Here is a 23,168-nt window from a genome sequence, read left to right as displayed (position 1 = left end):
AGGAACCGACATGCCCCCCATGCCCATGATCTCGCCCGCCGTTGCATCGACCAGCGGCAGCACGTCGGCCGCGCAGGCAGGCTCGCGCAACCGCGCCACGGACGAAGCACAGGGCCAAGGCTTTGGCGCCGCGCTGGAGCGCTCGCGCGCCAACGGCAACCACGGCCAGCGCACGCAGAGCTCGTCAGAGGACGGCGCCAGCGTGGCCACCGCCGAACGCAAGCCCGCGCGCAAGCCCGGCGCTGACGACGAGGCCAAGGACGCCCTGCCCGCCGACCCCAACCTCGCCTTTCTGGCCCCGGCCAACTCGCCGCTGCATGCGCTGACCCTGGCGGGACGCGCGGCGGCACAGGCCGACGGCAAGGGCGTTGCCGACGGCACCGTCGCGGCCACCGACCTGCCCGCGGATGCGGCAGCTGCTGCCGCGGCCACCGCCGCCATCGACCCGCTCGCCAAGGCCCAGGCCGGCACGTCCGACGCCGCCGCGGCCGCCGCACTGGCCGCGAACGCCAAGGCCGTGCCCGACACCGATGCCGCGGCCAAGGATGCCGCCAAGCCTGCAGCCACCGCGACCGCCGCGACGGACGCCCCGGCCGACGCCGCACCCACCGCTTCGCTGCAGGACGTGGCACGCGCCGCCGTCGCCGCACAGGCCATGACCGTCGGCACCGCAAAAACCGGCGCGCCGGCCAGCCCGGCCGTCGGAACCGCAGCCCCCGGCCGCACCGGCCCGCGCGCCGTGAGCGCCACCGCCGCCGAGCAGCTGGCCAGCGCCACGCAACCCAAGGCCGGCCCAGGCGCCAGTGCCGATGCCAAGGCCGACACCGCCAACGTGACCGCCGCCGCCGTGCAGGCCGCGGTGAACGCCACCGGGGCAGACGCCGACACCAGCGCCGGCACCGACAGCCAGTCGCCCACAACCGCCTTCGCGCTGCAGCAGACCGCCGCCAACACGGCCTCGGCCGCCCGCGCGGACGAAGCCGCCGCCACCCGCGCGCCGGTGCACAGCCTCGCTCCCGAAGTGGGCAGCGACAAATGGGGCGCCGCGCTCGGCCAGCAGATGGCGCGCATGAGCACCACCGGCAACCACACGGCCGAGCTGAGCCTCAACCCGGCCGGCCTCGGTCCGCTCAAGGTCACGCTGCAACTGGGCGACAACCAGGCGCAGGCCATGTTCGTGTCGGCCCACGAAAGCGTGCGCAAGGCCGTGGAGGCTGCGCTGCCGCAACTGCGCACCGCGCTGTCTGAACAAGGCATCACCCTGGGCCAGACCTCCGTGGGCGCCGACACGCGCCAGGCCAGCGGGCAGGACGCCGCGTTTGCGCAGCAGCAACAACAGCAACAGAACGCCGCCCGCCAGCAGGCCGCCAGCTACCCCGGCGCGGGCCGCGGTGCCGCCAGCGCGCCGGTGGCCAGCGTGGCCGCCGCACGCCCGAGCCCTGCCGCCAATGCGGGCGCTGGCGTCGATACCTTCGCCTGACCGCTGGCGTACACGCCCCCTGCCCCACACCCCATCCCCCGCGCGCGCCCTGCCCGGCGCGCAATGAACGGATATGACACGCCTTTGTGCGCTTGTTCGGCCGTTCGTTCGCGGGGCACTTCGCAAAGAATAGGCCGGACTCGTAATACCGCATCACCATGGCTACCTCCACTCCTGTCGCAACCGCCGCTTCGGCCGCACCATCGGCCCCACGCCGCTCCTCGAAGCTGCTGATCGGGGTCGTGATTGCCGTCGGCCTCGCGGCCGCCAGCGCAGCCGCGTACACCTTCATTCCCCGCTTCATGAACCCGGCGCCCGCATCGGCCGAGCACGCGAAGCCGCCCGCGCCTGAAAAGCCGATCTTCCTCACGCTGGAGCCCATCACGGTAAACCTGCAGTCCGAAGGCCGCGCCCGCTTTCTGCAGATCGGCATGGCGCTGCGCCTGCCCGACGAGCAGACCAAGGCGCAGATCGTGGAGTTCATGCCCGAGCTGCGCAGCCGCCTGCTCATGCTGCTGTCCAACCGCACGCCCGACACGCTGGTCACGCCCGAGGGCAAGGCCAAGCTGGCCGAGGAGATCCGCACCACGCTGAACACGCCGCTGGGCGTGGGCCAGCCGGCGCTGGGCATCTCCAACGTGTCTTTCAACACCTTCGTGGTGCAGTGACCTTCTTCTCCGGACAAGCGACCCATGGCGTATGAACAGGTGCTTTCCCAGGACGAGGTCGACGCTCTCCTGCAGGGCGTCACCGGCGAAGTCGATCCGGTGGTGGCTCCCAAGCCGCCCAGGGACGGCCTGCCGGCCTACGACCTCGGCGCGCCCGACCGCGTGGTGCGCAACCGCATGCACACGCTGGAGGTCATCAACGACCGCTTTGCGCGTGGCCTGCGCAGCGCGCTGCTGAACTTCATGCGCCGCAGCCCCGACATTTCGGTGGGGCCGGTGCAGATCCAGCAGTACGGCGAGTTCGTGCGGCACCTGCCGGTGCCCGCGAACATCAACATGATTCACATGAAGCCGCTGCGCGGCACCGCCCTCTTCGTGTTCGACCCGAAGCTGGTGTTCCTCGTGGTGGACAACCTGTTCGGCAGCGACGGGCGCTACCACGTGCGCGTGGAAGGCCGCGACTTCACGCGCACCGAGCAACGCATCATCAAGCGCCTGCTCGACCTGTCCCTGCAGTGCTACGGCGACGCCTGGCAGCCGGTGTTTCCGCTGGACTTCGACTACGTGCGCGCGGAAATGCACGGCAAGCTGGCCAACATCGTGGCGCCCAACGAGGTGGTGATCAACACCACGCTGCAGATCGAGTTCGGCCCCGTGGGCGGCTTTCTGCACGTGTGCATTCCCTACTCGATGATCGAGCCCATTCGCGACCTGCTGTCCAACCCGATCCAGGACGAGGTCGAGGTCGACAAGCGCTGGGTGACGCAGATGTCGCGCCAGATGCAGGCCGCCGACGTCGAGCTGATTGCCGACTTCGTCACCATGCCCTCCACCCTGGGCGAAGTGATGAAGCTGCAGGTTGGCGACGTGCTTCCCATCGAACTGCCGACCACCGTCGTTGCCAAGGTTGGCGGCGTGCCCGTGATGGAGTGCGGCTACGGCACCGCCAACGAGCGCTACGCCCTGCGCGTGCAAAACATGATCTCCCACCAAGACAGCGATTTGAAGAACGACCATGACTGACAACACCTCTTCCGCCAGCAGCGACGCGGACGACTGGGCCAGCGCGCTGGCCGAACAGACCGCAGCCACCGCACCGGCAGTGCCCGAACCCGCCGTGGCCCCCGCCACTGCGCAGGTCTTCCAGCAGATTCAGGAGCCGGCGCACGCGCCCTCCAGCACCACGCCGGTGGACATTGCGCGCGTGCTCGACGTGCCCGTGCAGCTCACCGCCGAAATCGGCCGCACCCGCATCACCATCAAGAGCCTGCTGCAGCTGTCGCAGGGCTCCGTGGTGGAGCTGGACGGCTTGGCCGGCCAGCCGCTGGACGTGCTGATCAACGGCTACCTCATCGCCCAGGGCGAAGTGGTGGTGGTGAACGAGAAGTACGGCATTCGGCTGACCGACATCGTCACCCCCTCCGAGCGCATGCAGAAGCTCGCGCGCACATGAGCGTGCGTTGCCTACTGCCACAGCTGCGGGCCCGGGCGGCGGTGCTGCCGGCGCTGTGCATGCTTGCCGTTCTCACGGTACGCACCGCGCATGCCGCGCTGCCCACCGTGCCCACGCCCGTGCATGAAGCCACGCCCAGCGCGGTCGGCGCGGGTGGCCTGCTGCAGGCCGGCTTTGGCATGGCGGTGGTGGTCGGGTTGATTTTTCTGTGCGCCTGGGCGGCGCGCCGCTTCGGGCTGCAGCGCCTGGGCGGCGGGCACCTGGTGAAGGTGGTGTCCAGTGCCTCGGTCGGCCAGCGCGAGCGCGTGGTCGTGGTGGAGGTGGGCGACCAGTGGCTGGTGCTGGGCGTCACGTCCAGCCAGGTCAACATGCTGCACGCCCTGCCCGCGCAGGTGCAGCACGTGCAACCGGCTGCTGCCGCGTCACGCATGCCCGGTGCCCCCAACAACCCTGTCGAACTCTTTGCCCGCAAGCTGCGCGAGGCCCTCACGGGCAAGGCGCATACCGCCCCATGACGCATTCCGCATTGCGCCGCGGCCTGCGAGCCGCGCTGCTGCTTGCCGCCGCCGCGTTGCCCGCCGTGGCCTGGACCCAGGGCCTGCCCGGCCTCACCAGCACGCCCGGCCCCGGCGGCAGCCAGACCTGGTCGCTGAGCGTGCAGACCATGGTGCTGCTCACCTCGCTCACCTTTCTGCCCGCGATGCTGCTGTCGATGACCAGCTTCACGCGCATATTGATCGTGATGGGCCTGCTGCGCACCGCCATCGGCACGCAGACCTCGCCGCCCAACCAGGTGCTGGTGGGGCTGTCTTTGTTTCTCACCTTCTTCGTGATGGCACCGGTGCTCGACAAGGCCTACACCGACGCCTACGTGCCCTTCTCCGAGAACAAGATCAGCGCCGACAAGGCACTGGAGCGCGGCATTGCCCCCTTCAAGACCTTCATGCTCAAGCAGACCCGCGAAAGCGACCTGGCCCTGTTCGCGCGCCTGGCCAAGGTGCCCGACATGCAGGGCCCGGAAGACGTGCCGCTGCGCATTCTGCTGCCGTCCTTCGTCATCAGCGAGCTGAAGACCGCGTTCCAGATCGGCTTCACCATCTTCATTCCGTTTCTCATCATCGACCTGGTGGTGGCCAGCGTGCTGATGTCCATGGGCATGATGATGGTGCCGCCCGCGTCCATTGCGCTGCCCTTCAAGCTGATGCTGTTCGTGCTGGCCGACGGCTGGCAGCTGCTCATCGGCGCGCTGGCGCAGAGCTTCTACCTTTAGGTACCCCGACATGACCCCCGAAATCGTCATGACCATGGGCCACCGGGCCATGGAAATATCGCTGCTGCTGGGCGCGCCGCTGCTGCTGGTGGCGCTGGTCATCGGCCTGATCGTGAGCATCTTCCAGGCCGCCACGCAGATCAACGAAGCCACGCTGTCCTTCATTCCGAAGCTGCTGGCCGTGTTTGCCACGCTGGTCGTCGCGGGCCCCTGGATGCTCGACCGCATGCTCGACTACATGCGCGCGCTGTTCGCCGGCATTCCGCAGCTGGTGGCGTGACGCCGTCGATCGTCTCCGTCACCTCGGCCCAGCTCGAGGGCTGGATGGTGGCCTTCCTGTGGCCGTTCGTTCGCATGCTCGCGCTGGTGAGCACCTCGCCCATCTTCGGCGAGGTGTGGGTGCCGCGCCCGGTGAAGGTGGCGGTCGCCGTGATGCTCACCTTTGTGATCGCGCCCACGCTGGGCGCGTTTCCGGCCGTGCCGGTGGTCTCCGCCGGCGGCCTGTGGATCGTGGTGCAACAGGTGCTCATTGGCGCGGCCATGGGCTTCTCGATGAAGCTGGTGTTCACCGCCGTGCTGGCCGCGGGCGAATACATCGGCCTGCAGATGGGCCTGTCGTTCGCCTCGTTCTTCGACCCCATGAGCCGCGGCAGCACCATGGTGGTGTCGCGCCTGCTGAACATGCTGGCGATGCTTATTTTTCTGGCGCTGGACGGCCACCTGCTCATGGTGAACGCGCTGGCCGAGAGCTTCAGCACACTGCCCATCTCCGAAGGCCGCATGGCCGCGGGCGGCTGGCTGTTTCTGGTGCTGGCCGCGGGCGACATCTTCTCCAGCGGGCTGATGCTGGCGCTGCCACTGGTGACCGCGCTGCTCACGCTGAACCTGGCCATGGGCATCCTGAACCGCGCGTCGCCGCAGTTCAGCATCTTCGCGGTGGGCTTTCCGCTGACGCTGCTGGCGGGCATCTTCATGCTGCAGTTGCTGATGCCGAACCTGGCGGCGTTTCTGGAGCCGAGGTTTGCGGAGGCTATTGCCAACATGCTGAGGTTCACGCAGGGGCTGCGTCCGTAGGGATTTTCTGCACTGGTCCCCAATGGCCGCGCTCTTGGCGATCCATCGATTTTTATGCTGCTCACCAGCAAAATAAATCGTTTTCGTTCATCGAAGACCGTCCTTAGAGTTGCCCCCACTGCAACTCTCCCGATGGGAAATCTCCGTGTCCACCGCAACCACCCGCATTCCATTCCACCTGGCGTTTCCTGTGCGCGACATCGCCGAAGCTCGTGCGTTCTACGGCGAACTGCTCGGCTGTCCGGAAGGTCGCAGCGCGCCGGAATGGGTCGACTTCGATTTCTACGGCCATCAGATCGTCGCCCACTTGGCACCCGACGAATGCGGCCACCGCCAGAGCAGCGCGGTGGACGGGCACGACGTGCCGGTGCGTCACTTCGGCGCGATCATTCCCATGGATCAGTGGCAGCTCATGGCCGACAAGCTGGTGGCGCGCAAGACCGCCTTCGTCATCGAGCCCTACATCCGCTTCAAGGGCGAGCCCGGCGAGCAGGCGACGATGTTCTTCCTGGACCCCTCGGGCAACGCCATCGAGATGAAGTCCTTCGCGGACCTGAGCTCGCTGTTCGCGCGCTGAAAGAGCTTCATGATCAATCGCAACATGAAGTGCGTGGCCTTGGCTGCCATGCTGGTCGCCTGCGCGTCTGCCTCGGCCCAGTCGGACACCTTGGCCAAGGTCAAGGAGGCAGGCGCCATCACGATGGGCGTGCGCGATGCCTCTGGCGCCATGTCGTTCACGCTCGGGCCCGGAAAGTACACGGGCTTTCATGTCGAGATCTGTGAGCGAGTCATTGCCGACATCAAGAAGGCGGCGCAGCTCGACAAGATCGATGTGAAGTACCAGCTCGTGACGCCGCAGAACCGACTTCCTCTGGTGCAGAACGGCACGGTGGACATCGAGTGCGGGACCACGACCAACAATGCCGCGCGGCAGAAGGACGTTGCATTCGCGCCCACGTTGTATGTCGAGGGCATCCGCATCGCCGTCAAGACAGCCTCGGGCATCGCATCCCCCGCACAGTTGGCTGGCAAGACGGTTGCGGCCACCACCGGCAGTACCTCCGTGCAAGCGCTGCGAAAGCTCGGGCGCGACGGCGTTGCCGGCGTCTCCGAAGTGCTGTCGAAGGACAACAGCGAAGGCTTCCTGCTGCTTGAAGGTGGCCGCGCCGAAGCGTTTGTTGCCGACGGCCAGATCCTGGCGACGCTGATCTCCAAGAGCAAGGAGCCCGAGAAGTACAAGCTGCTGGACCAGGTGCTGAGCGTGGAGCCCATCGCCATCATGTTCCGCAAGGGCGACCCTGCATTCAAGAAGGTGGTCGACGACAGCATTCTTGCGCTCGCCAAAAGCGGTGATGTTTCGCGCATCTACGACAAGTGGTTCATGCAGCCGATTCCGCCCAGTGGCTCGAAGGTGGGGTTGCCGGCCAACGCGATGACCAAGGCCGCATGGGCCGCGCCGTCTGACAAGCCGCTGGAGGCTTACGAGGCGCGCTGATGCGGACCGTCGCGCCGCCCCGATGCAGCGGCGCGACGAAGTTTCTGCACCAGGGGGTTGCTTGGCTGCGCGTCGGCTGCATCGCGCAGGTGCTGCGCAAAATGGGCCACGATCGGCGGGCTGACCCTTGGCTTGCGTTGAAGCAGACCAATCTCCCGGTAGAAGGTGAACTCTCCCAGCGAAACGACCCGCACCCCTGCGGGCAGCGGCAGATGCGCCTCGACCAGGGGCACAAGCGCAACGCCCAGGCCCTTGGAAGCCAGATGAATCAGCCCTGAAATTTCGTCGATCTCGATCGCGTCGTTGACCACCAGCCGCTCGCGGCGAAGAAATCCCTCGACCATTCGCCCGCCGAAAGAAGCCCTGTCATAGCGCAGGAACGGCTGCTGCTGGATCAGTGCGCGCCAGTCCCTCGTCGCGGGCGCCGCCTTGGGCACGACAAGCACAAAAGGCTCGTGGATCAGCGCTTGCCACGTCAGGTCGGAAGGCATGCCGAAAGGGGGGCGGATGATCACCGCCGCATCGATCTTGCCCGCGTCCAGGTCGTCCATCAGCCGCATCGACACACCGGGCGACACGTGCACGCGCACCAACGGAAAGGCCTTGCGCAGCCGCTCGAGCGCACGCGCGAGCAAGGTGGGTTGCGACGAGGCGATAGCACCTATTCGCAGCAATCCACTCGTGGCACTGTCCTGAGGGAGCTCTCCTAGCTTTGCGAACAACGCACAGATTTCCTCCGCACGCGGCAAGGTCGTCTGACCCGCAACGTTCAGGGTGGCGGAGCGCCCGGTGCGATCGAACAGCTCGAAACCCAGCGCCTCTTCAAGCCGCTTGATCTGGCTGCTCACCGCGGACTGCGTGAGCCCGATGCGGTCTCCAGCTGCGGAAAAGGTGCCGTGCTTGCACACGGCGATGAAGGTTTTGAGTTCGCTGATCACGAATCGAGCATCGCAAACATCGATGCTCCGGTCAATCGCACATCGACGAAGCGCATACAACCATGCGGTCGGTCAGGTGCCCAGGTTGGCCTTGAGCTCTTGCGCTGCCTGCGCCATTGCGCTGCGGGGCGCAGGCAGATGGCTGAACACGTTCAACAAACCGAAATCGTGAATCATGCCGTTGTAGCGCACCGACTTAACCGGCACGCCCGCGGCGTCGAGCTTGCGGCCGTAGGCTTCGGCCTCGTCGCGCAGCACATCGAACTCGGCGGTCTGTATCAGCGTCGGCGGCAAGCCCTTGAGCTGCTCGGTCGTCGCCCGCAGCGGCGAAGCGTGCATCTGCCTGCGTGCCTTGGCGTCGGTGGTGTAGTTGTTCCAGAACCAGGCCATCAAGTCCTTCGTCAGGAAGTAGCCGTTGGCAAACTGCTTGTAAGACGGCGTGTCGAAGTCGGCATTCGTTACCGGACACAGCAGCACCTGCGCGCGCAGTGCAGGCGTGCCCTTCTCGTTGGCCATCAAGGCCACCACGGCGGCCATGTTGCCGCCCGCACTGTTGCCAACCACGGCCAGGCGCTTGCCGTCGACATTGATCTGCTCGCCATGCTCGGCCACCCATCGGGTCGCGGCATAGGCTTGCTCGATGGCGACGCCGAATGCCGCCTCGGGCGACAGCGTGTAGTCGACGAAAACCGCCACCGCACCCGAGCCCGCCACCAGGTCGCGCACCATCCGTTCGTGGGTCGGGAAGTCGCCCAGCACCCAGCCGCCGCCGTGGAAGAACATGAACGCGGGCAGGGTCTGCTGTTCGCTGCCTGCCGGGCGCACGATGGTCAGCTTCAGGTCGCCGCCGTTGACGCGGATCGTCTTTTCGCTGACGTCCGCGGCCGGCAACACCACCTGGGGGCCAGCCTGCGCGGCCACCAGCGCGGCGCGTGCATCGGTTGGCGTCATGGACTCGAGCGGCTTGCCGCCTTCGAGGGCTTGCAGGAACTTGGCCGTGTTGTGTTCGACGCCGACCAGCTCAGCTGCGGAGGCATTCCCGCCGTACAGGGTCGGGACGGAAACAGTTCCAGCGGAAGCGAGGGTGTTCATGATGTTTTTTCAGCGAGCGTGCGAGGCGCAAGACCCTGGTCAATCCGCTGCATGCGGTTGAAAGATCTTGCTGATCACCGTCCACTGGCCATCGACCTTCAACAGATGAAAGAAGTCGGTGAACGAAAGGCCCGACATGCCGTTGGCGTCGATGCGGGCACTGGCCGCCGTACCCACGATCTCGATGCGGGTGATCGCGGCCTGGGCGTCGGGCGACGGGCGAAAGTCCTTGTCGATGCCCTCGAACAGCAGAGCGATCGGGCCGCCGGCCAGCTTGCCGTCGGCGCCGACGCTGTACATCGTCGCCTTCGGGTCGAAAGCGGATTTCATGATGCTGCTCTTGGCCTGCTTGCAGCCTTCGATGTACTTGTTCAGCACTTCGGAGATGGCCTGGTAGTCCTGCACGTACGTGGTCTTGCTCATGGTTTTTCCTTGGTTGGTTGGGGGTAGGGTCGGCGAGTCCGCGGCTTGAGCGGTGCTGCTCAAGCCAACAGCGACTGCCGCAAAAATCAAAGTCTTTATAAAGATCTTTTTCACTCTAATTCACTCGAATTGATTGGCTGTTCATTGCATATGGATCATTTCTTCAGTCCGCGAGCGCAGGCCAGTCGGTGTAACCCTTTGCGCCATTGCCGTAATAGGTATCTCGCGGTGCAATTGCCAGCTCGGCGCCCACTTTCAAACGATGAACCAGATCAGGGTTGGCAATGAATGGACGGCCAAATGCGACGGCGTCGACCTTGCCTTCGGCCCGGCGAGCCACCGCAAGGTCGAAGTCGTAATTGTTGTTGCCGATATAAGGACCATTGAATCGTGCGCGCAATGCGTCGAGGTCTATGCCTTCGGGCACGGACCGCGAGGTGGCCGTGGCGCCCTCCACAAAATGCATGTATGCCAATTCGAAACCATTCAATTGATCGATCAAATGGCCGTACGTTTGCATCACCTGGCTGTCGAGCGGCGTATTGCCCGCGTCCGGCGTCACGGGGGAAAGCCGAATACCGACACGGTCGTGGCCCCACACCTCGACCACCGCAGCAGTCACTTCCAGCGTGAGCCGGCTGCGGTTCTCGATGCTTCCACCGTATTCGTCGGTACGCTGATTGGTCGAATCGCGCAGGAATTGATCCAGCAAATAACTGTTGGCCGAATGCACTTCCACACCGTCGAATCCGGCGCGCTTTGCGCATTCCGCGGCATGCCGGTATTGCTGGATGATTCCAGGAATTTCGGACGTTTCCAATGCACGCGGCATCGACACATCCAGCATTCCATGTTCGGTATAGGTCTGCCCTTCTGCCCGAATGGCAGAAGGTGCCACCGGGGCGGCCCCATCCGGCTGCAGGTCGACATGCGAGAAACGGCCCACATGCCACAGCTGGCACACGATGAGACCACCGGCTGCGTGCACCGCGTCTGTCACCGTTTTCCAGCCGGCCACTTGTGCTTGCGTCCAGATGCCTGGCGTCAGCGCATAGCCGCGCCCTTGCGCCGAGATGTTGGTGGCTTCACTGACGATCAAGCCTGCGCTGGCCCGCTGTGCGTAGTAACGGGCATGCATTTCGTTGGGCACGCCATCGGGGCCCATGCGGCTGCGAGTGAGCGGCGCCATGACGATGCGGTTTGCGAGTGTCAGCGCACCCATGGCCACTGGCGAAAAAAGGTCGCTGAAAGAACTGCTGAGCTTCATTTCCGTTCCCGTTCGGCAACCAGGTTGCGCGAACAATTGATGTGAAGTCAGCAGTATCAGGTCCGGCAATAATGACGTAAATAGTCAGAAACGGAGATAGCGTATGAACGAAAAGCTCACAATCCCGGATGTGGCGACGCCTGGCCGCACGGGCGTGGCGCTCGCCTCGCCACCGGTGCATCTTCCGGGGCTGCTGACGTTCGAGGCGGCGGCGCGGCATTTGAACTTTGCCCGGGCTGCAACAGAATTGGGCGTCACGCCCACGGCGGTGTCGCGCACCATCAAGATCCTGGAAGCGCAATTGAATGTGCGGCTGTTCAATCGCACAACGCGCAGCGTCAGCCTGACCGAGGCGGGTTCGTCGCTGAATTCGAAAATGGCACCCGCGCTGGCAATGATCAGAAATTCATTGTCAGATGCTTCGCTGGCAGCCGATCAGCCGTCCGGCACCGTGCGCGTCAATTCCTCGTACGTGGCCTATCGGCTTTTTATCGAGCCGCAGCTAAAAGAATTTCTGGTGAATTACCCGTTGATCAATGTCGAAATATCTTTGGACAACGTGCTCGGCGATATCGTGAATGCCGGCTTCGACATCGGCATACGCATGGGCAAGCGAGTGCAGAACGACATGGTGGCCATGCAGCTGGGCCCGGTACAAAAAAGAATCGTGGTGGCTGCCCCGGATTATTTCAAAGAGCGAAAAGAACCGAAGACCCTCGACGATCTGCTGCACCACGACTGCATTCGACAACGCTATTCCATTGGAAGCCGCTGGTTCGAATGGAAATTCGATTCAGGCGGCCAAATGGTTCAAATCGATGTGCAGGGGCGTCTTGTTTTCGACGAAATGAGGTCTGTGCTGGACGCCGCCGTACAGGGGCACGGCATCGGTTTCGTATTCGAGGCTTTTGCCAAACAGGAATTGGCCAGCGGCCAATTGCGGCAGATTCTCAAGCAGTACAGCGGAATGGACGATGCCTTTCATCTGTACTACCCGCATCGCAAATACATGCCGGGAAAGCTCCGCACATTCATTGATTTCATGCTCGATGCCAATTCCAATGGCAAAAGAGCTTCGTGACCTTGAAACCCCAAGGCCCCGCCTTCTCGCTTACAGGTAATTGAACAGCGCAATGCTGTTGAGCTTGGCAAACGTCATCTGCGTGGCCTGCAGCGACGACTGGCGCTGGTAGAACTCCGCAATGGCGCTGTACGGGTCCAGGTCTTCGATGCTGGAGCGGTAGCTTTCTTCCTGCAGCTTGCTGGCCGCGCCCGCAGTGTCCAGCGCGTCGATTTCGGTCTGGCGCGAGCCCACCGACGACAGCACCGTGAGCACGTTGTCGTGCGCGTTCGTCACCTTCACGTTGGCCGTGCTCAAGGCGTTCTGCAGCTTGGCCTGGGCCGCCGCGCCGCCGCCGGTGAGCGGCGTGCGCAGCGCGCTCACCAGCGCACCGATGGACGCGAAGATGTCGGTGCCGGCGTTCTTGGCGGTCGACACGTCGAAGCTGTCGCCGCTGGCGGGCGTGCCGGTGAAGGTCATCTGCACGCCGCCGAAGGAGATGGGCTGGCCTTCTGTGTACAGGCCGCCGGCCACCACCACGGGGGGCGTGTCCTTGGTCGACACCGAGTAGTTGCCGCCGGCAAAGCTCACGCTGAAGTCTTTGCCGAAGTCGGCGTTGGCGGCGTCTTTCACGCCCACCGAGCCGAACACGCCGGTGCCGGTGTTGCCGGCCGCGCCCGCGGTCACGTAGCCCGCGCCGCCCTGCACCGTCTGGAACACGCTGCGCCCGTCGTCCGAGGTGGAGAGCTGGCGCGCCACGTCGACCTGCATCAGCCGCTGGCCCTGGTCGCCCACGTACTGCACGCCGCCACCCGCGGCCGGCACGAACGGCGCCGTGCCGCTCTTGTAGCCGCCGAACAGAAACTGCCCGTTGCCGTCGTCCGAGTTGGCCACGCCCACCAGCTGGTCGAGCGCGCTCTGGATGGTGGTGGCGAGCGAGCCGCGGTCGGCGTCCGAGATGGTGCCGTTGCCGGCCGCCACGGTCAGCGTCTTGATGTTCTGCAGGATCGAAGTGACCGAGTTCAGTGCGTTCTCTTCGGTCGACAGCGACAGCGACGCGCGCTGGCGGCTGGTGGCGTACTGCGCGTTCTCCGACAGTGTTTGCGTGACGCCCAGCGCGCGCGCGGCGCCCACCGGGTCGTCGCCGGCCGTGAGGAACTTGGAGTTGGTGGCCAGCTGCTGCTGCACGCGGAACAGCTTTTGCTGTTGCAGGCCCATGGCGCTGACGTTCTGGTCGTAGAAGGATTGGGTGCTGATGCGCATCGCGGTGTCCTGAATCGGTACTTGAATCGGTACTTAAATCGGTACGGAATGGGGGCTCAGTTGCTGATGCCGAGAATCGCGTCGAAGATGGTCGACGCGGTCTGGATCACCTTGGCATTGGCCTGGTACATCTGCTGGAACATCAGCAGGTTGGCGGTTTCCTCGTCCTGGTTCACACCGGAGATCGATTGCTGGCTGGCCTTGATCTGCCCCGTCACGCTGTCCTGCGTGGTGGCCGCCACCTTGACCGCCATGGCGCGGTTGCCCACGTCGCTCACCAACTGCGAATAAGCACCGTTGAAGGTGGCCGTGCCGCCCGACATCAGCGTCTTGCGCTGCAGGGCGCCCAGCGCCAGCGCGTTGCTGTTGTCGGACACGCCCGAGGTGTTCTTGCCGATGGTGAAGGTGTCGCCCTGCGCGGGTGTGCCGCTCATGCCGACGGTGATGCCGTCGAAGCTCATCTTGGCGCCTGCGGTGAACGGCACGGCCGTGCCCGCGGCGTAGCTGGTGCTGGTGCCGTTGGCCAGCGTCACGGTCACGGCGGAGGTGGCCGGAAAGCCCGAGACGGTGCCACTGGTGGCGTCGTAGCTCAGCGTGACCGGGCCGGCCAGCGGCGTGCTGGCGTAGCTGGTGTCCACGGTGGCCGCGCTCAGTGCGCCGCTGCCCTTGTTGCCGGACGTGTTGCCCGTGACGACGGGCGATGCGGCGGCCACCTTGGCCGGGTCGAGCGTGAGCACGTCGAGGTCGCGTGCGCCGGTGCGCGTGGGCTGCACCAGGAACGAGTCGCCGGCCTGCGCGGTGCCGCTGGCGGCCGTGAGGCTCACGCCGTCGAAGGTAATGGGGAAGGTGGTGAAAGTGCCCATCGACGTTTTGTCCGAAAGCCGGGTGACCGAGTAGGTGAGCGTGCCGGCCACGTTGGTGACGGCCACGTTGTAGTCGCTGGTCGTGAGCTTGGAGGCGTCGGACAGCGTGGCGCCAAACTCCAGGTTGCCGCCGTTGCGTGCGTTGGTCAGCACGGCGGGCGTGGACTGCGTGAAGAAGTCCTTGCCCAGCGCGCCGGTCAGGTCCACACCCAGCTTGTGCTGCGTGTTCACCGCGTCGGCCACCGACATGGCGAGCCGACCCACGGCGTTCTGCGTGGGAATGAGCGTGTCGCGCCGAAAGTTCAACAGCCCGCCCAGCACGCCGCCGGTGATGGCGGTGTCGGGCAGCTCGCTGATGTTGCCGGCAAAGCCCTTCAGTGCAATGGCCTTGCGCGACGGGTCGGCCGCGGAGTTGACGGCCTCCATCTGCGAGGCGTAGTCGCCCACCACCAGCGACTGGCCGGTGGCGATGAACACGTTGTACTTGCCGTTGTCCTGCTGCAGCACCTTCACGTCGACCACCTGGCTCAGCTCGCTCACGAGCTGGTCGCGCTGGTCGAGCAGGTCGTTGGGCGGCTGGCCGCCGGCCATGGCGCTGAGCTGGCTGATCTGCTGGTTCAGCCCGGCAATCTTGGTGGCGTAGGTGTTGATCTGGTCCACGCTGCCCACGATCTGCTCGTTCACCGAGGAGTTCAGGTCCGACAGGTACTGGTCGGTCGAGCGGAACTTGCTCGACAGCGCCTGCGCCGAGCTGATCATCTGCTGGCGCGCGGCCGGGTCGGCCGGCGTGTTGGCCACGCCCTGCACGCTGGTGAAGAAGGCCTGCATCAGCGGTGCGATGCCGGAGGTCTTGTCGGCCAGCAGCGTGTCGATGCGGTTGATCTGCACGCTGTTGGTGGCCAGCGCGGCCGAGGCCGACTGCGCGGTGCCCAGTTGCGCCGTGAGGTAGCGGTCGTAGCTGCGCGTCACGGTCGTCACGTTGGCGCCCGAGCCGATGAAGCCCGAACCGCTGGAGATGGCACCGCCCGTGGAGATCTCTGCCACCTGGCGGCTGTAGCCGGCGGTGTACACGTTGGCGGTGTTGTGGGCCGTGGTCATCAGTGCGGTGCGAGCGACGCTGAGACCGCTCAGACCTGTATTGAACAAACTTCCGGACATAAGGCTTTACCTGTCGATAGGGTGTAGGGGTGGCATCGCGGCGCTGCGCCGCGGGGCCTTGTTCTCTATATCGGCAGCGCCCGCCGAAAGTTGAGGGTCAGAACTCGGTCCAGTCGCCTTTGGCTTCGGCCGTTGCGGCCAGACGCGGCGCGGCGGGTGCGTTGCCTTCATGCCGGCGCGACGGCAGCGCCTTGGCCGGGCGCCGCGGCGCGGCCCTGGCCACCTTCGCAATGGGCGTGATGGGTGTGAACGCCGCGCGCGGCGAGGCCACGGCGTTGCGGTCGAGCTTGAAGATGCTCACGGCCTGCACCAGGCTGCCGGCCTGTTCCTGCAGCGACTGGGCGGCGGCCGAAGCCTCTTCCACCAGCGCGGCGTTCTGCTGCGTGACCTGGTCCATCTGCGAGATGGCCTGGTTGATCTGCTCGATGCCGGAGGTTTGCTCCTGGCTGGCGGCGGTGATCTCGCCCATGATGTCCGTCACGCGCTGCACGCTGCCAACGATTTCGTCCATGGTGCGGCCGGCTTCGGCGACCTGCTTGCTGCCCTCTTCGACCTTTTCGACCGAGTCGCCGATGAGGGTCTTGATTTCCTTCGCTGCCGCAGCAGAGCGCTGCGCCAGGCTGCGAACTTCCGAAGCCACGACAGCGAAGCCTCGGCCTTGTTCACCGGCGCGAGCCGCTTCCACGGCCGCGTTCAACGCCAGGATGTTGGTCTGGAACGCGATGCCGTCGATCACCGCAATGATGTCGACGATCTTCTTGGACGACGCATTGATCGAGCCCATGGTGTCGACCACCTGGGACACGACGCTGCCGCCCTTCACCGCCACTGCGGAGGCCGACACAGCCAACTGGTTCGCTTGACGCGCGTTGTCGGCGTTCTGCTTCACGGTCGAGGTGAGCTCTTCCATCGACGCAGCGGTCTGCTCCAGCGAACTGGCTTGCTCTTCGGTGCGCGAAGAAAGATCCTGGTTGCCCGAGGCAATCTGCCCCGACGCCGTGGCGATGGTCTCGGTGCCCATGCGCACTTCGCCCACCACCTTCGACAGGCTGGCGTTCATCTCGCGCAGCGCCTGCATCAGCTGGCCCGCCTCGTCGCGGCTTTCCACGCGAATGTCGGTGCTCAGGTCGCCCGAGGCCACCGTTTCGGCGACCGTCACCGCATGGCCCAGCGGGCGCACGATGCCCAGCGTGAGGCGCCAGGCCAACAGCGCGCCCAGCACCAGCGCCAGTGCCGACAGGCCCCACAGCGTGGTCTGGCCGACCGCGTGATCGGCGGCAATGCCCTTGGACAGCACATCGATTTTTTCGCGCTGGTGCGCGGCCAGCTTGGCCACCGCGTCTTCGTACACCACGAGCTCCGGGGCGAACTGGTTGTCGGCCATCGCCGTGGCTTCGTCGTTCTGCTCCGCAAGCTTGAGCTTGTTGATCTTCTCGATGGTCACCAGCACGGCCGCGCGCGCATCGGCCACGCCAGCGTAGAGCTTCTTCTCTTCCGGCGAGGTCAGCATGGTCTCGAGCTTTTTCTGCACCGGGTTGATCAGCGCGGAGCTGTCGGCGCGGGCCTTGGCAAAGTAGGCCACCACCTTGGGGTCGGTGGCCTTCACCATCGCGAACGACCGCACGATGCTGGGGCCCAGCAGGTTGGACCACTGGTTGGCCAGGCGCTCCTTGACCAGCGCGTTCTCGATCATCTCGTCCGTGGCCCTGCCCACGCTGGCCAGGTGTATGAGGCCCGTGCCGGCAATGACCGCCATCAGCAACAGCATGGTTGCAAAGCCAAGGCCCAGGCGGGCGCCGATTTTCATGTTCTTCAAACTCATTTGATTTCTTCTCTTTCAGAACGGGTGCGAATCTCGCCGCGACATGCGGCGTTGTCTGTTCGTTGTCGGCACGGGCCCGCCGGCAGGGGGCTTCTTGTTGTTGCTAGAACTCGGTCCAGTCGCCCTTGGCGTCGCTGGTCACGGCCAGCTTGGGCGCAGCGCCCGCACCGGGTTCGCGGCGCCCCGACAGGGCCGCCGCGGACGGGCGCTTGAGCGCGGGCTTGGCAAAGCTGCCGACCTTGGAAGATTGGCCTGGCTTGGCAATCGGCGTGAGCCGGGTGAACGGCGTGCGCACGACGACTGCGTTGTGGTCCATCTTGAAGATGCTCACGGCCTGCACCAGGCTGCCGGCTTGTTCCTGCAGCGACTGGGCGGCGGCCGAAGCCTCTTCCACCAGCGCGGCGTTCTGTTGGGTCACCTGATCCATCTGCGAGATGGCCTGGTTGATCTGCTCGATGCCCGAAGTTTGTTCCTGGCTCGCCGCGGTGATCTCGCCCATGATGTCCGTCACGCGCTTCACGCTGCCGACGATTTCTTCCATCGTGCGGCCGGCCTCTTCCACCTGCTTGCTGCCCTCTTCGACCTTCTCGACCGAGTCGCCGATCAGCGTCTTGATTTCCTTGGCTGCCGCAGCGGAGCGCTGGGCCAGGCTGCGAACTTCGGAGGCCACGACCGCGAAGCCACGGCCTTGTTCACCCGCGCGCGCCGCTTCCACGGCCGCGTTCAGCGCAAGAATGTTCGTCTGGAACGCGATGCCGTCGATCACGCCGATGATGTCGACGATCTTTTTGGACGACGCATTGATGGAGCCCATGGTGCCCACCACTTGGGACACCACGCTGCCACCCTTCACCGCCACTTCAGACGCCGACACGGCCAGCTGGTTGGCCTGGCGTGCGTTGTCCGCGTTCTGCTTCACGGTCGAAGTCAGTTCTTCCATCGACGCCGCTGTTTGTTCCAGCGAGCTGGCTTGCTCTTCGGTGCGCGAAGACAGGTCTTGGTTGCCCGACGCAATCTGGCTCGACGCCGTCGCGATGGTGTCGGTGCCGGTGCGCACTTCGCCCACGATCTTCAGCAGGCTGTCGTTCATGCCGCGCAGGGCCTGCAGCAGCTGGCCGGTTTCGTCGGTGGTCTGCGACTCGATGCGGCTGGTCAGGTCGCCGGCGGCCACTGCCTGCGCCACCTTCACGGCCTCGGCCAGCGGACGCGCCACGATGCGCGCGATCCACATCGCCAGCGCCAGGCCGAGCAGGATGCAACCCACCAGCAGGCTCAGCACCCAGAGGCGGGCTTGCGCATACACCGTGTCGGCGGTTTCGCCCGCGCGCACGGCGCCGGTCACGTTCACTTCGGTCAGCTTGTCCAGCGCGTCGTTGATCTCGCGGTTCAGTTGCAGCGACTTGCCACGGCTGAGCGTGGTCGCCTGCTCGCTGTCCTGCGTGTGCGAGATCGCAAGGATCTTGTTGTGCTCCAGGCCGTACTCGGCCAGCAGCTTTTCAAACACGGGGTAGACCGCGCGCTCTTCCGGCTCGGAAATCAGCGTCTGGTACTCGGCGCGGCTCTTCTGCAGCGCGGCCCAGGTCGTGTCCATCGACTTCTCGTAGTTGGTCATTTCAACGGTCGAGCGCGACAGAATGTGCTGCAGCTCCTGGGTGCGAAAGCGCGACACCAGGTTCTTCATCTCGAGCAGCGAACGTGTCGCCGGCATCCAGTTGGTGGCAAGGTCCGTCGACATGTCGTGGACCTTGCTCAGTTGCAGCACCGAAACGGCGCCCACACAAGCCGTCAACACAAGGACGGCGATGAACGACACAAGCAGCTTGGTCGCGATCTTGAGGTTGTAGAAGGCTTTGATGATTTTTCCTAGCGGCCCGGGGAAGGCCAGATGCTGTTATTGGTTGTTCTTGCAGTGCACGCGACTCAGAATTCGCGCCAGTCCCCGGCAGCCGCCACGGCCAGCTGCGGTGCAGCGGCCCTGGCGATCTTCTGTCGGGAGGCCGGCAACGCCTTGGCCTGCGTGCGGGGCGCGGACTGTGCGTCCGTGCCCAGCTTGAAAATGCTCACGGCCTGCACGAGGCTGCCGGCTTGTTCCTGCAGCGACTGGGCGGCGGCCGAAGCCTCTTCCACCAGCGCGGCGTTCTGTTGGGTGACCTGGTCCATCTGTGCGATGGCCTGGTTGATCTGTTCGATGCCGGAGGTCTGCTCCTGGCTGGCCGAGGTGATCTCGCCCATGATGTCGGTCACGCGCTTCACGCTGCCGACAATTTCGTCCATGGTGCGGCCGGCTTCGGCCACTTGCTTGCTGCCCTCTTCGACCTTCTCCACGGAGTCGCCGATGAGGGTCTTGATTTCCTTCGCTGCCGCAGCGGAGCGCTGCGCGAGGCTGCGAACTTCAGATGCCACGACTGCGAAGCCACGGCCTTGTTCACCTGCACGTGCGGCTTCCACCGCCGCGTTCAACGCAAGGATGTTGGTCTGAAACGCGATGCCATCGATCACGCCGATGATGTCGACGATCTTCTTGGAAGATGCATTGATCGAGCCCATGGTGTCGACCACTTGCGACACCACGCTGCCACCCTTCACGGCCACTGCCGACGCCGACATGGCCAGCTGATTGGCCTGGCGTGCGTTGTCCGCGTTCTGCTTCACGGTCGAAGTGAGTTCTTCCATCGACGCAGCCGTCTGCTCCAGCGAGCTGGCCTGCTCTTCGGTGCGCGAAGACAGGTCCTGGTTGCCCGCCGCAATCTGCCCCGACGCCGTGGCAATCGTCTCCGTGCCCGTGCGCACTTCGCCCACCACCTTGGCCAGGTTGGTGTTCATGTTCTTCAGCGCCTGCATGAGCTGGCCGGCCTCGTCGCGGCTGTCCACGCGAATGTTTGCGCTCAGGTCGCCCGCGGCCACCGTTTCGGCCACCTCGACGGCACGCGCCAGCGGGCGAACGATGCTGCGCGAGATGAAGAACGCGAAGATGCTGCCGCACACCACCGTCAGCACGGTCAGCAGCAGCTGCAGGTTGAAGCTGTGGGCATTGGCCGCATCGATGGCCTGGCTCATGCGGTCGATGTCGCGCCGCTCGATCGACAGCAGATCGAGCACGCCGGTCTCGTAGGCCTTGGCGGCCGGCTGAAACACGTCGTTGAAGGCGCGCGCCGTTTCGGCCGCGTTGCCGCTCGCCTTGGCCTTGCTCACCTCGTCCTTGCCCGCCTGGTACTTCGCGCGCAACGCCAGGATGGACTTGAAGGTCGCCTTCTCCTCGTCGGTGAACAGCAGCGGCTCCACCTTGGCGATGGTCTCGCTGCCCTTCTTCACGCTCTCCGAAATCACGGCCGCAAAGGTCACGGGCAGGGTCTCGTCGGTGGTGCGCGCAATCATCGAGGTGCGCGCAATGGCCGAGTAGGTGAGCACGTACCAGTCGGAGATGAGCCGCTCCTTGGCAAGCGGGCTTTGCATCATCAGCCGGGTGGCCTCCGCGTTGTTGCGGGCGGAGACAAGGGCGATGGTGGTCGAGACAATGGTCAGGCCCAGCACGATGGCAAAAGCCACCATCAGCCGGGCGCCGATGCGAAGGTTGGCGAGGAAGTTCATGGCGGGGGCTTCAGGCGAATGTGGGGCGGGGTATGAGCAGAGGTTCAGCCGGGTGTCAGGCGGTGGCGGCGGCCTCGACCAGGCCCATTTCGTCGCTGGACATCAGGCGGTCGATGTCCACCAGAATCAGCATCCGCTCGTCCAGCGTGCCCAGGCCGATGAGGTAGTCGGCGTCCAGCACCGAGCCCATTTCCGGCGCCGGCTTGATCTGCTCGGCCGTGAGCGTGATCACGTCCGACACGCTGTCCACCACCATGCCCACCACGCGCCCACCGATGTTCAGCACGATCACCACCGTGAACTGGTCGTACGTCGGGTCGCCCAGCTTGAACTTGATGCGCATGTCGATGATCGGCACGATGATGCCGCGCAGGTTGACCACGCCCTTGATGTAGTCCGGCGCATTGGCAATGCGCGTGACCGCGTCGTAGCCGCGCAGCTCCTGCACCTTCTGAATGTCGATGCCGTATTCCTCTTCGCCCAGCTTGAAGGTCACAACCTCCAGGCGGGCGCCGGCGGCGGCGGACGACGAAGCGGCTTGTTTGAGTGGGTCTTTTGCCTTGTTGAGCATGGGGTTCTTCTCCGGGTTGAATCTGTTGGGTATATGTGTGGGGGGGTCGGCGGGGCTTATGCGGCCTGCGCAATTTCGGCCTGCTGGCCCGCGTCGGCGCGGAACACGCGCACGGCCTTCACCAGGCCGTCGGCCTGTTCCTGCAGCAACTGGGCGGTGGCCGTGGCCTCCTCCACCAGCGCTGCGTTCTGTTGGGTCACCTGGTCCATCTGCGAGATGGCCTGGTTGATCTGCTCGATGCCGGAGGTCTGCTCCTGGCTGGCGGTGGTGATCTCGCCCATGATGTCGGTCACACGCTTCACGCTGCCCACGATCTCCTGCATCGTGCGGCCCGCTTCGGCCACCTGCTTGCTGCCGGCCTCGACCTTCTGCACCGAGTCGCCGATCAGCGTCTTGATTTCCTTGGCCGCGGAGGCCGAGCGCTGCGCGAGGTTGCGCACCTCCGACGCCACCACGGCAAAGCCCTTGCCCTGCTCGCCGGCACGCGCGGCTTCCACCGCCGCGTTCAGCGCGAGGATGTTCGTCTGGAACGCGATGCCGTCGATCACGCCGATGATGTCCACGATCTTCCTGGACGACGCATTGATGGAGCCCATGGTGTCCACCACCTGCGACACCACGTTGCCGCCCTTCACCGCCACTTCGGAGGCCGACACGGCCAGCTGATTGGCCTGGCGTGCGTTGTCCGCGTTCTGCTTCACGGTGGAGGTGAGCTCTTCCATCGACGCCGCCGTCTGCTCCAGCGAGCTGGCCTGCTGCTCGGTGCGCGAAGACAGGTCTTCGTTGCCCGAGGCGATCTGGTTCGACGCCGACATCACGCCGGCCACGTTCACACCCACGTCCGACACGATGGCGAACAGGTTGGCGCTCATCTGGTTGAGTGCGCGCAAGAGCCCGGTAATTTCGTCGCCGCGCCGCACCTCGAAGCGCGCCAGGTCGCCGCCCGCAATGGCGCGCGCCACATGCACCGCCTCGTCGAGCGGGCGAAACACCGTGCGGCCCAGGAACCGGCCCAGGCCCAGCCAGGCCAGCGCAAAGCCCACGCTGCTGGCCGCAATGGCGCCCGGCAGCACGCTGTGCGTGCCGGCCGCAGCCACCAACCGCGACGCCGTCGCCCAGCCCGCGGCACCCAGCCCCAAAGACAGCACGGCAGCCACCGCCGTCACGCCGAACACGCGGCTGCGCACGGGAATGCGGCGCAGCTGCGCCAGCGGGTTGAGCCAGCTGCGCTGCACCACTTCGCCCTGCACGATCGCGACGCCCTTCGCCTGTCCTTCGCGCATGCTGGCGTACAGCGCATCGGCTTCGGCCACCTCGGCACGGTCCGGCTTGCTGCGCACCGACATGTAGCCCTGCACGCGGCCGTTGCGGCTCAGCGGCGTGACGTTGGCCAGCACCCAGTAGAAGTCGCCGCTCTTGCGCCGGTTCTTCACCAGGCCGGTCCATGGCAGGCCCTGGCCCAGCGACAGCCACATGTCGGCAAAGGCCTCTGGCGGCATGTCGGGGTGGCGCACGATGTTGTGCGCCTTGCCCATGAGCTCGGCGGCGTCGAAGCCGCTGGCCTCGACGAACGCCGGGTTGACGTAGGTGATGCGGCCCTTCAGGTCGGTGCGCGACACCAGGGCGGCGTCTTGCGAAAGTTGGTATTCGGTGCCGGTGACCGGCAAGTTGACACGCATGATG

22 protein-coding genes are annotated in these 23,168 nt (G+C 65.4%); 11 read left to right on the top strand and 11 right to left on the bottom strand.

Annotation, left to right across the window (positions count from 1 at the left end):
- Window positions 1–10: 10 nt before the first annotated feature.
- The 10 genes from VLK31_RS17375 (at window position 11) to VLK31_RS17330 (ending at window position 7,440) form a co-directional block, all read left to right on the top strand.
- On the top strand, window positions 11–1,480 hold the full coding sequence (locus VLK31_RS17375) for a flagellar hook-length control protein FliK (protein WP_409169658.1): 1,470 nt from the start codon (window positions 11–13) through the stop codon (window positions 1,478–1,480).
- 158 nt (window positions 1,481–1,638) lie between these two features.
- Entirely contained in the window at window positions 1,639–2,148 is a 510-nt protein-coding gene (gene fliL / locus VLK31_RS17370) for a flagellar basal body-associated protein FliL (RefSeq protein ID WP_409169657.1), read from the top strand.
- A 24-nt stretch (window positions 2,149–2,172) separates the two neighbouring features.
- Window positions 2,173–3,171: a flagellar motor switch protein FliM gene (gene fliM / locus VLK31_RS17365; protein ID WP_409169656.1), complete on the top strand. Its 999-nt coding sequence runs from the start codon at window positions 2,173–2,175 to the stop codon at window positions 3,169–3,171.
- Window positions 3,164–3,601 (top strand): flagellar motor switch protein FliN, encoded by a 438-nt coding sequence (gene fliN / locus VLK31_RS17360; protein WP_409169655.1) that lies wholly within the window; start codon window positions 3,164–3,166, stop codon window positions 3,599–3,601. The genes fliM and fliN overlap by 8 nt, the downstream gene beginning before the upstream one ends.
- Before the next feature lie 59 nt (window positions 3,602–3,660).
- Entirely contained in the window at window positions 3,661–4,116 is a 456-nt protein-coding gene (fliO, locus tag VLK31_RS17355; RefSeq protein WP_409169654.1) for a flagellar biosynthetic protein FliO, read from the top strand.
- Window positions 4,117–4,139: 23 nt separating this feature from the next.
- On the top strand, window positions 4,140–4,871 hold the full coding sequence (gene fliP, locus VLK31_RS17350) for a flagellar type III secretion system pore protein FliP (protein WP_409169784.1): 732 nt from the start codon (window positions 4,140–4,142) through the stop codon (window positions 4,869–4,871).
- A gap of 10 nt (window positions 4,872–4,881) precedes the next feature.
- Complete coding sequence (gene fliQ, locus VLK31_RS17345; RefSeq protein ID WP_409169653.1) at window positions 4,882–5,151, top strand: flagellar biosynthesis protein FliQ; 270 nt, start codon at window positions 4,882–4,884, stop codon at window positions 5,149–5,151.
- Window positions 5,152–5,159: 8 nt separating this feature from the next.
- A complete protein-coding gene (gene fliR / locus VLK31_RS17340) occupies window positions 5,160–5,945 on the top strand; it encodes a flagellar biosynthetic protein FliR (RefSeq protein WP_409169783.1) in 786 nt (261 codons plus the stop codon).
- 199 nt (window positions 5,946–6,144) lie between these two features.
- A complete protein-coding gene (locus tag VLK31_RS17335) occupies window positions 6,145–6,522 on the top strand; it encodes a VOC family protein (protein ID WP_409169782.1) in 378 nt (125 codons plus the stop codon).
- A 9-nt stretch (window positions 6,523–6,531) separates the two neighbouring features.
- Window positions 6,532–7,440, top strand: coding sequence for an amino acid ABC transporter substrate-binding protein (locus VLK31_RS17330; protein WP_409169652.1), 909 nt, complete (start codon window positions 6,532–6,534; stop codon window positions 7,438–7,440).
- Here the strand turns inward: VLK31_RS17330 and VLK31_RS17325 are convergent.
- From VLK31_RS17325 to VLK31_RS17310, 4 genes are all read right to left on the bottom strand, one after another.
- A complete protein-coding gene (locus VLK31_RS17325) occupies window positions 7,425–8,378 on the bottom strand; it encodes a LysR family transcriptional regulator (RefSeq protein WP_409169651.1) in 954 nt (317 codons plus the stop codon). The genes VLK31_RS17330 and VLK31_RS17325 overlap by 16 nt on opposite strands.
- Window positions 8,379–8,450: 72 nt before the next feature.
- A complete protein-coding gene (locus VLK31_RS17320; RefSeq protein WP_409169650.1) occupies window positions 8,451–9,470 on the bottom strand; it encodes an alpha/beta hydrolase in 1,020 nt (339 codons plus the stop codon).
- A 39-nt stretch (window positions 9,471–9,509) separates the two neighbouring features.
- Window positions 9,510–9,893: a nuclear transport factor 2 family protein gene (locus tag VLK31_RS17315; protein WP_409169649.1), complete on the bottom strand. Its 384-nt coding sequence runs from the start codon at window positions 9,891–9,893 to the stop codon at window positions 9,510–9,512.
- A 163-nt stretch (window positions 9,894–10,056) separates the two neighbouring features.
- Entirely contained in the window at window positions 10,057–11,160 is a 1,104-nt protein-coding gene (locus tag VLK31_RS17310) for an alkene reductase (RefSeq protein WP_409169648.1), read from the bottom strand.
- Between the two features lie 103 nt (window positions 11,161–11,263).
- Here VLK31_RS17310 and VLK31_RS17305 point away from each other — a divergent pair, with 103 nt between their 5' ends.
- The gene (locus VLK31_RS17305) at window positions 11,264–12,241 is read left to right on the top strand and encodes a LysR family transcriptional regulator (protein ID WP_409169647.1); all 978 of its coding nucleotides are present in this window, start codon (window positions 11,264–11,266) and stop codon (window positions 12,239–12,241) included.
- Window positions 12,242–12,271: 30 nt separating this feature from the next.
- Here VLK31_RS17305 and flgL read toward each other — a convergent pair whose 3' ends face one another.
- From flgL to VLK31_RS17270, 7 genes are all read right to left on the bottom strand, one after another.
- The gene (gene flgL / locus VLK31_RS17300; RefSeq protein WP_409169646.1) at window positions 12,272–13,483 is read right to left on the bottom strand and encodes a flagellar hook-associated protein FlgL; all 1,212 of its coding nucleotides are present in this window, start codon (window positions 13,481–13,483) and stop codon (window positions 12,272–12,274) included.
- A 56-nt stretch (window positions 13,484–13,539) separates the two neighbouring features.
- A complete protein-coding gene (gene flgK, locus VLK31_RS17295) occupies window positions 13,540–15,504 on the bottom strand; it encodes a flagellar hook-associated protein FlgK (RefSeq protein WP_409169645.1) in 1,965 nt (654 codons plus the stop codon).
- Window positions 15,505–15,601: 97 nt separating this feature from the next.
- Complete coding sequence (locus VLK31_RS17290) at window positions 15,602–17,326, bottom strand: methyl-accepting chemotaxis protein (RefSeq protein WP_409169644.1); 1,725 nt, start codon at window positions 17,324–17,326, stop codon at window positions 15,602–15,604.
- A 103-nt stretch (window positions 17,327–17,429) separates the two neighbouring features.
- The gene (locus tag VLK31_RS17285; RefSeq protein ID WP_409169781.1) at window positions 17,430–19,181 is read right to left on the bottom strand and encodes a methyl-accepting chemotaxis protein; all 1,752 of its coding nucleotides are present in this window, start codon (window positions 19,179–19,181) and stop codon (window positions 17,430–17,432) included.
- Window positions 19,182–19,246: 65 nt separating this feature from the next.
- A complete protein-coding gene (locus tag VLK31_RS17280; RefSeq protein ID WP_409169643.1) occupies window positions 19,247–20,914 on the bottom strand; it encodes a methyl-accepting chemotaxis protein in 1,668 nt (555 codons plus the stop codon).
- A 55-nt stretch (window positions 20,915–20,969) separates the two neighbouring features.
- Window positions 20,970–21,485, bottom strand: a complete 516-nt coding sequence (locus VLK31_RS17275) for a chemotaxis protein CheW (protein ID WP_409169642.1) — start codon at window positions 21,483–21,485, stop codon at window positions 20,970–20,972.
- A 56-nt stretch (window positions 21,486–21,541) separates the two neighbouring features.
- Window positions 21,542–23,164, bottom strand: coding sequence for a methyl-accepting chemotaxis protein (locus VLK31_RS17270; protein WP_409169641.1), 1,623 nt, complete (start codon window positions 23,162–23,164; stop codon window positions 21,542–21,544).
- Window positions 23,165–23,168: the final 4 nt, after the last annotated feature.

The organism is Variovorax sp. H27-G14 (genome assembly GCF_046156345.1).
GTDB lineage: Bacteria > Pseudomonadota > Gammaproteobacteria > Burkholderiales > Burkholderiaceae_C > Variovorax.
Note: the sequence above shows the minus strand (reverse complement) of the source record. Positions and strands in the feature narration are given on the sequence as shown.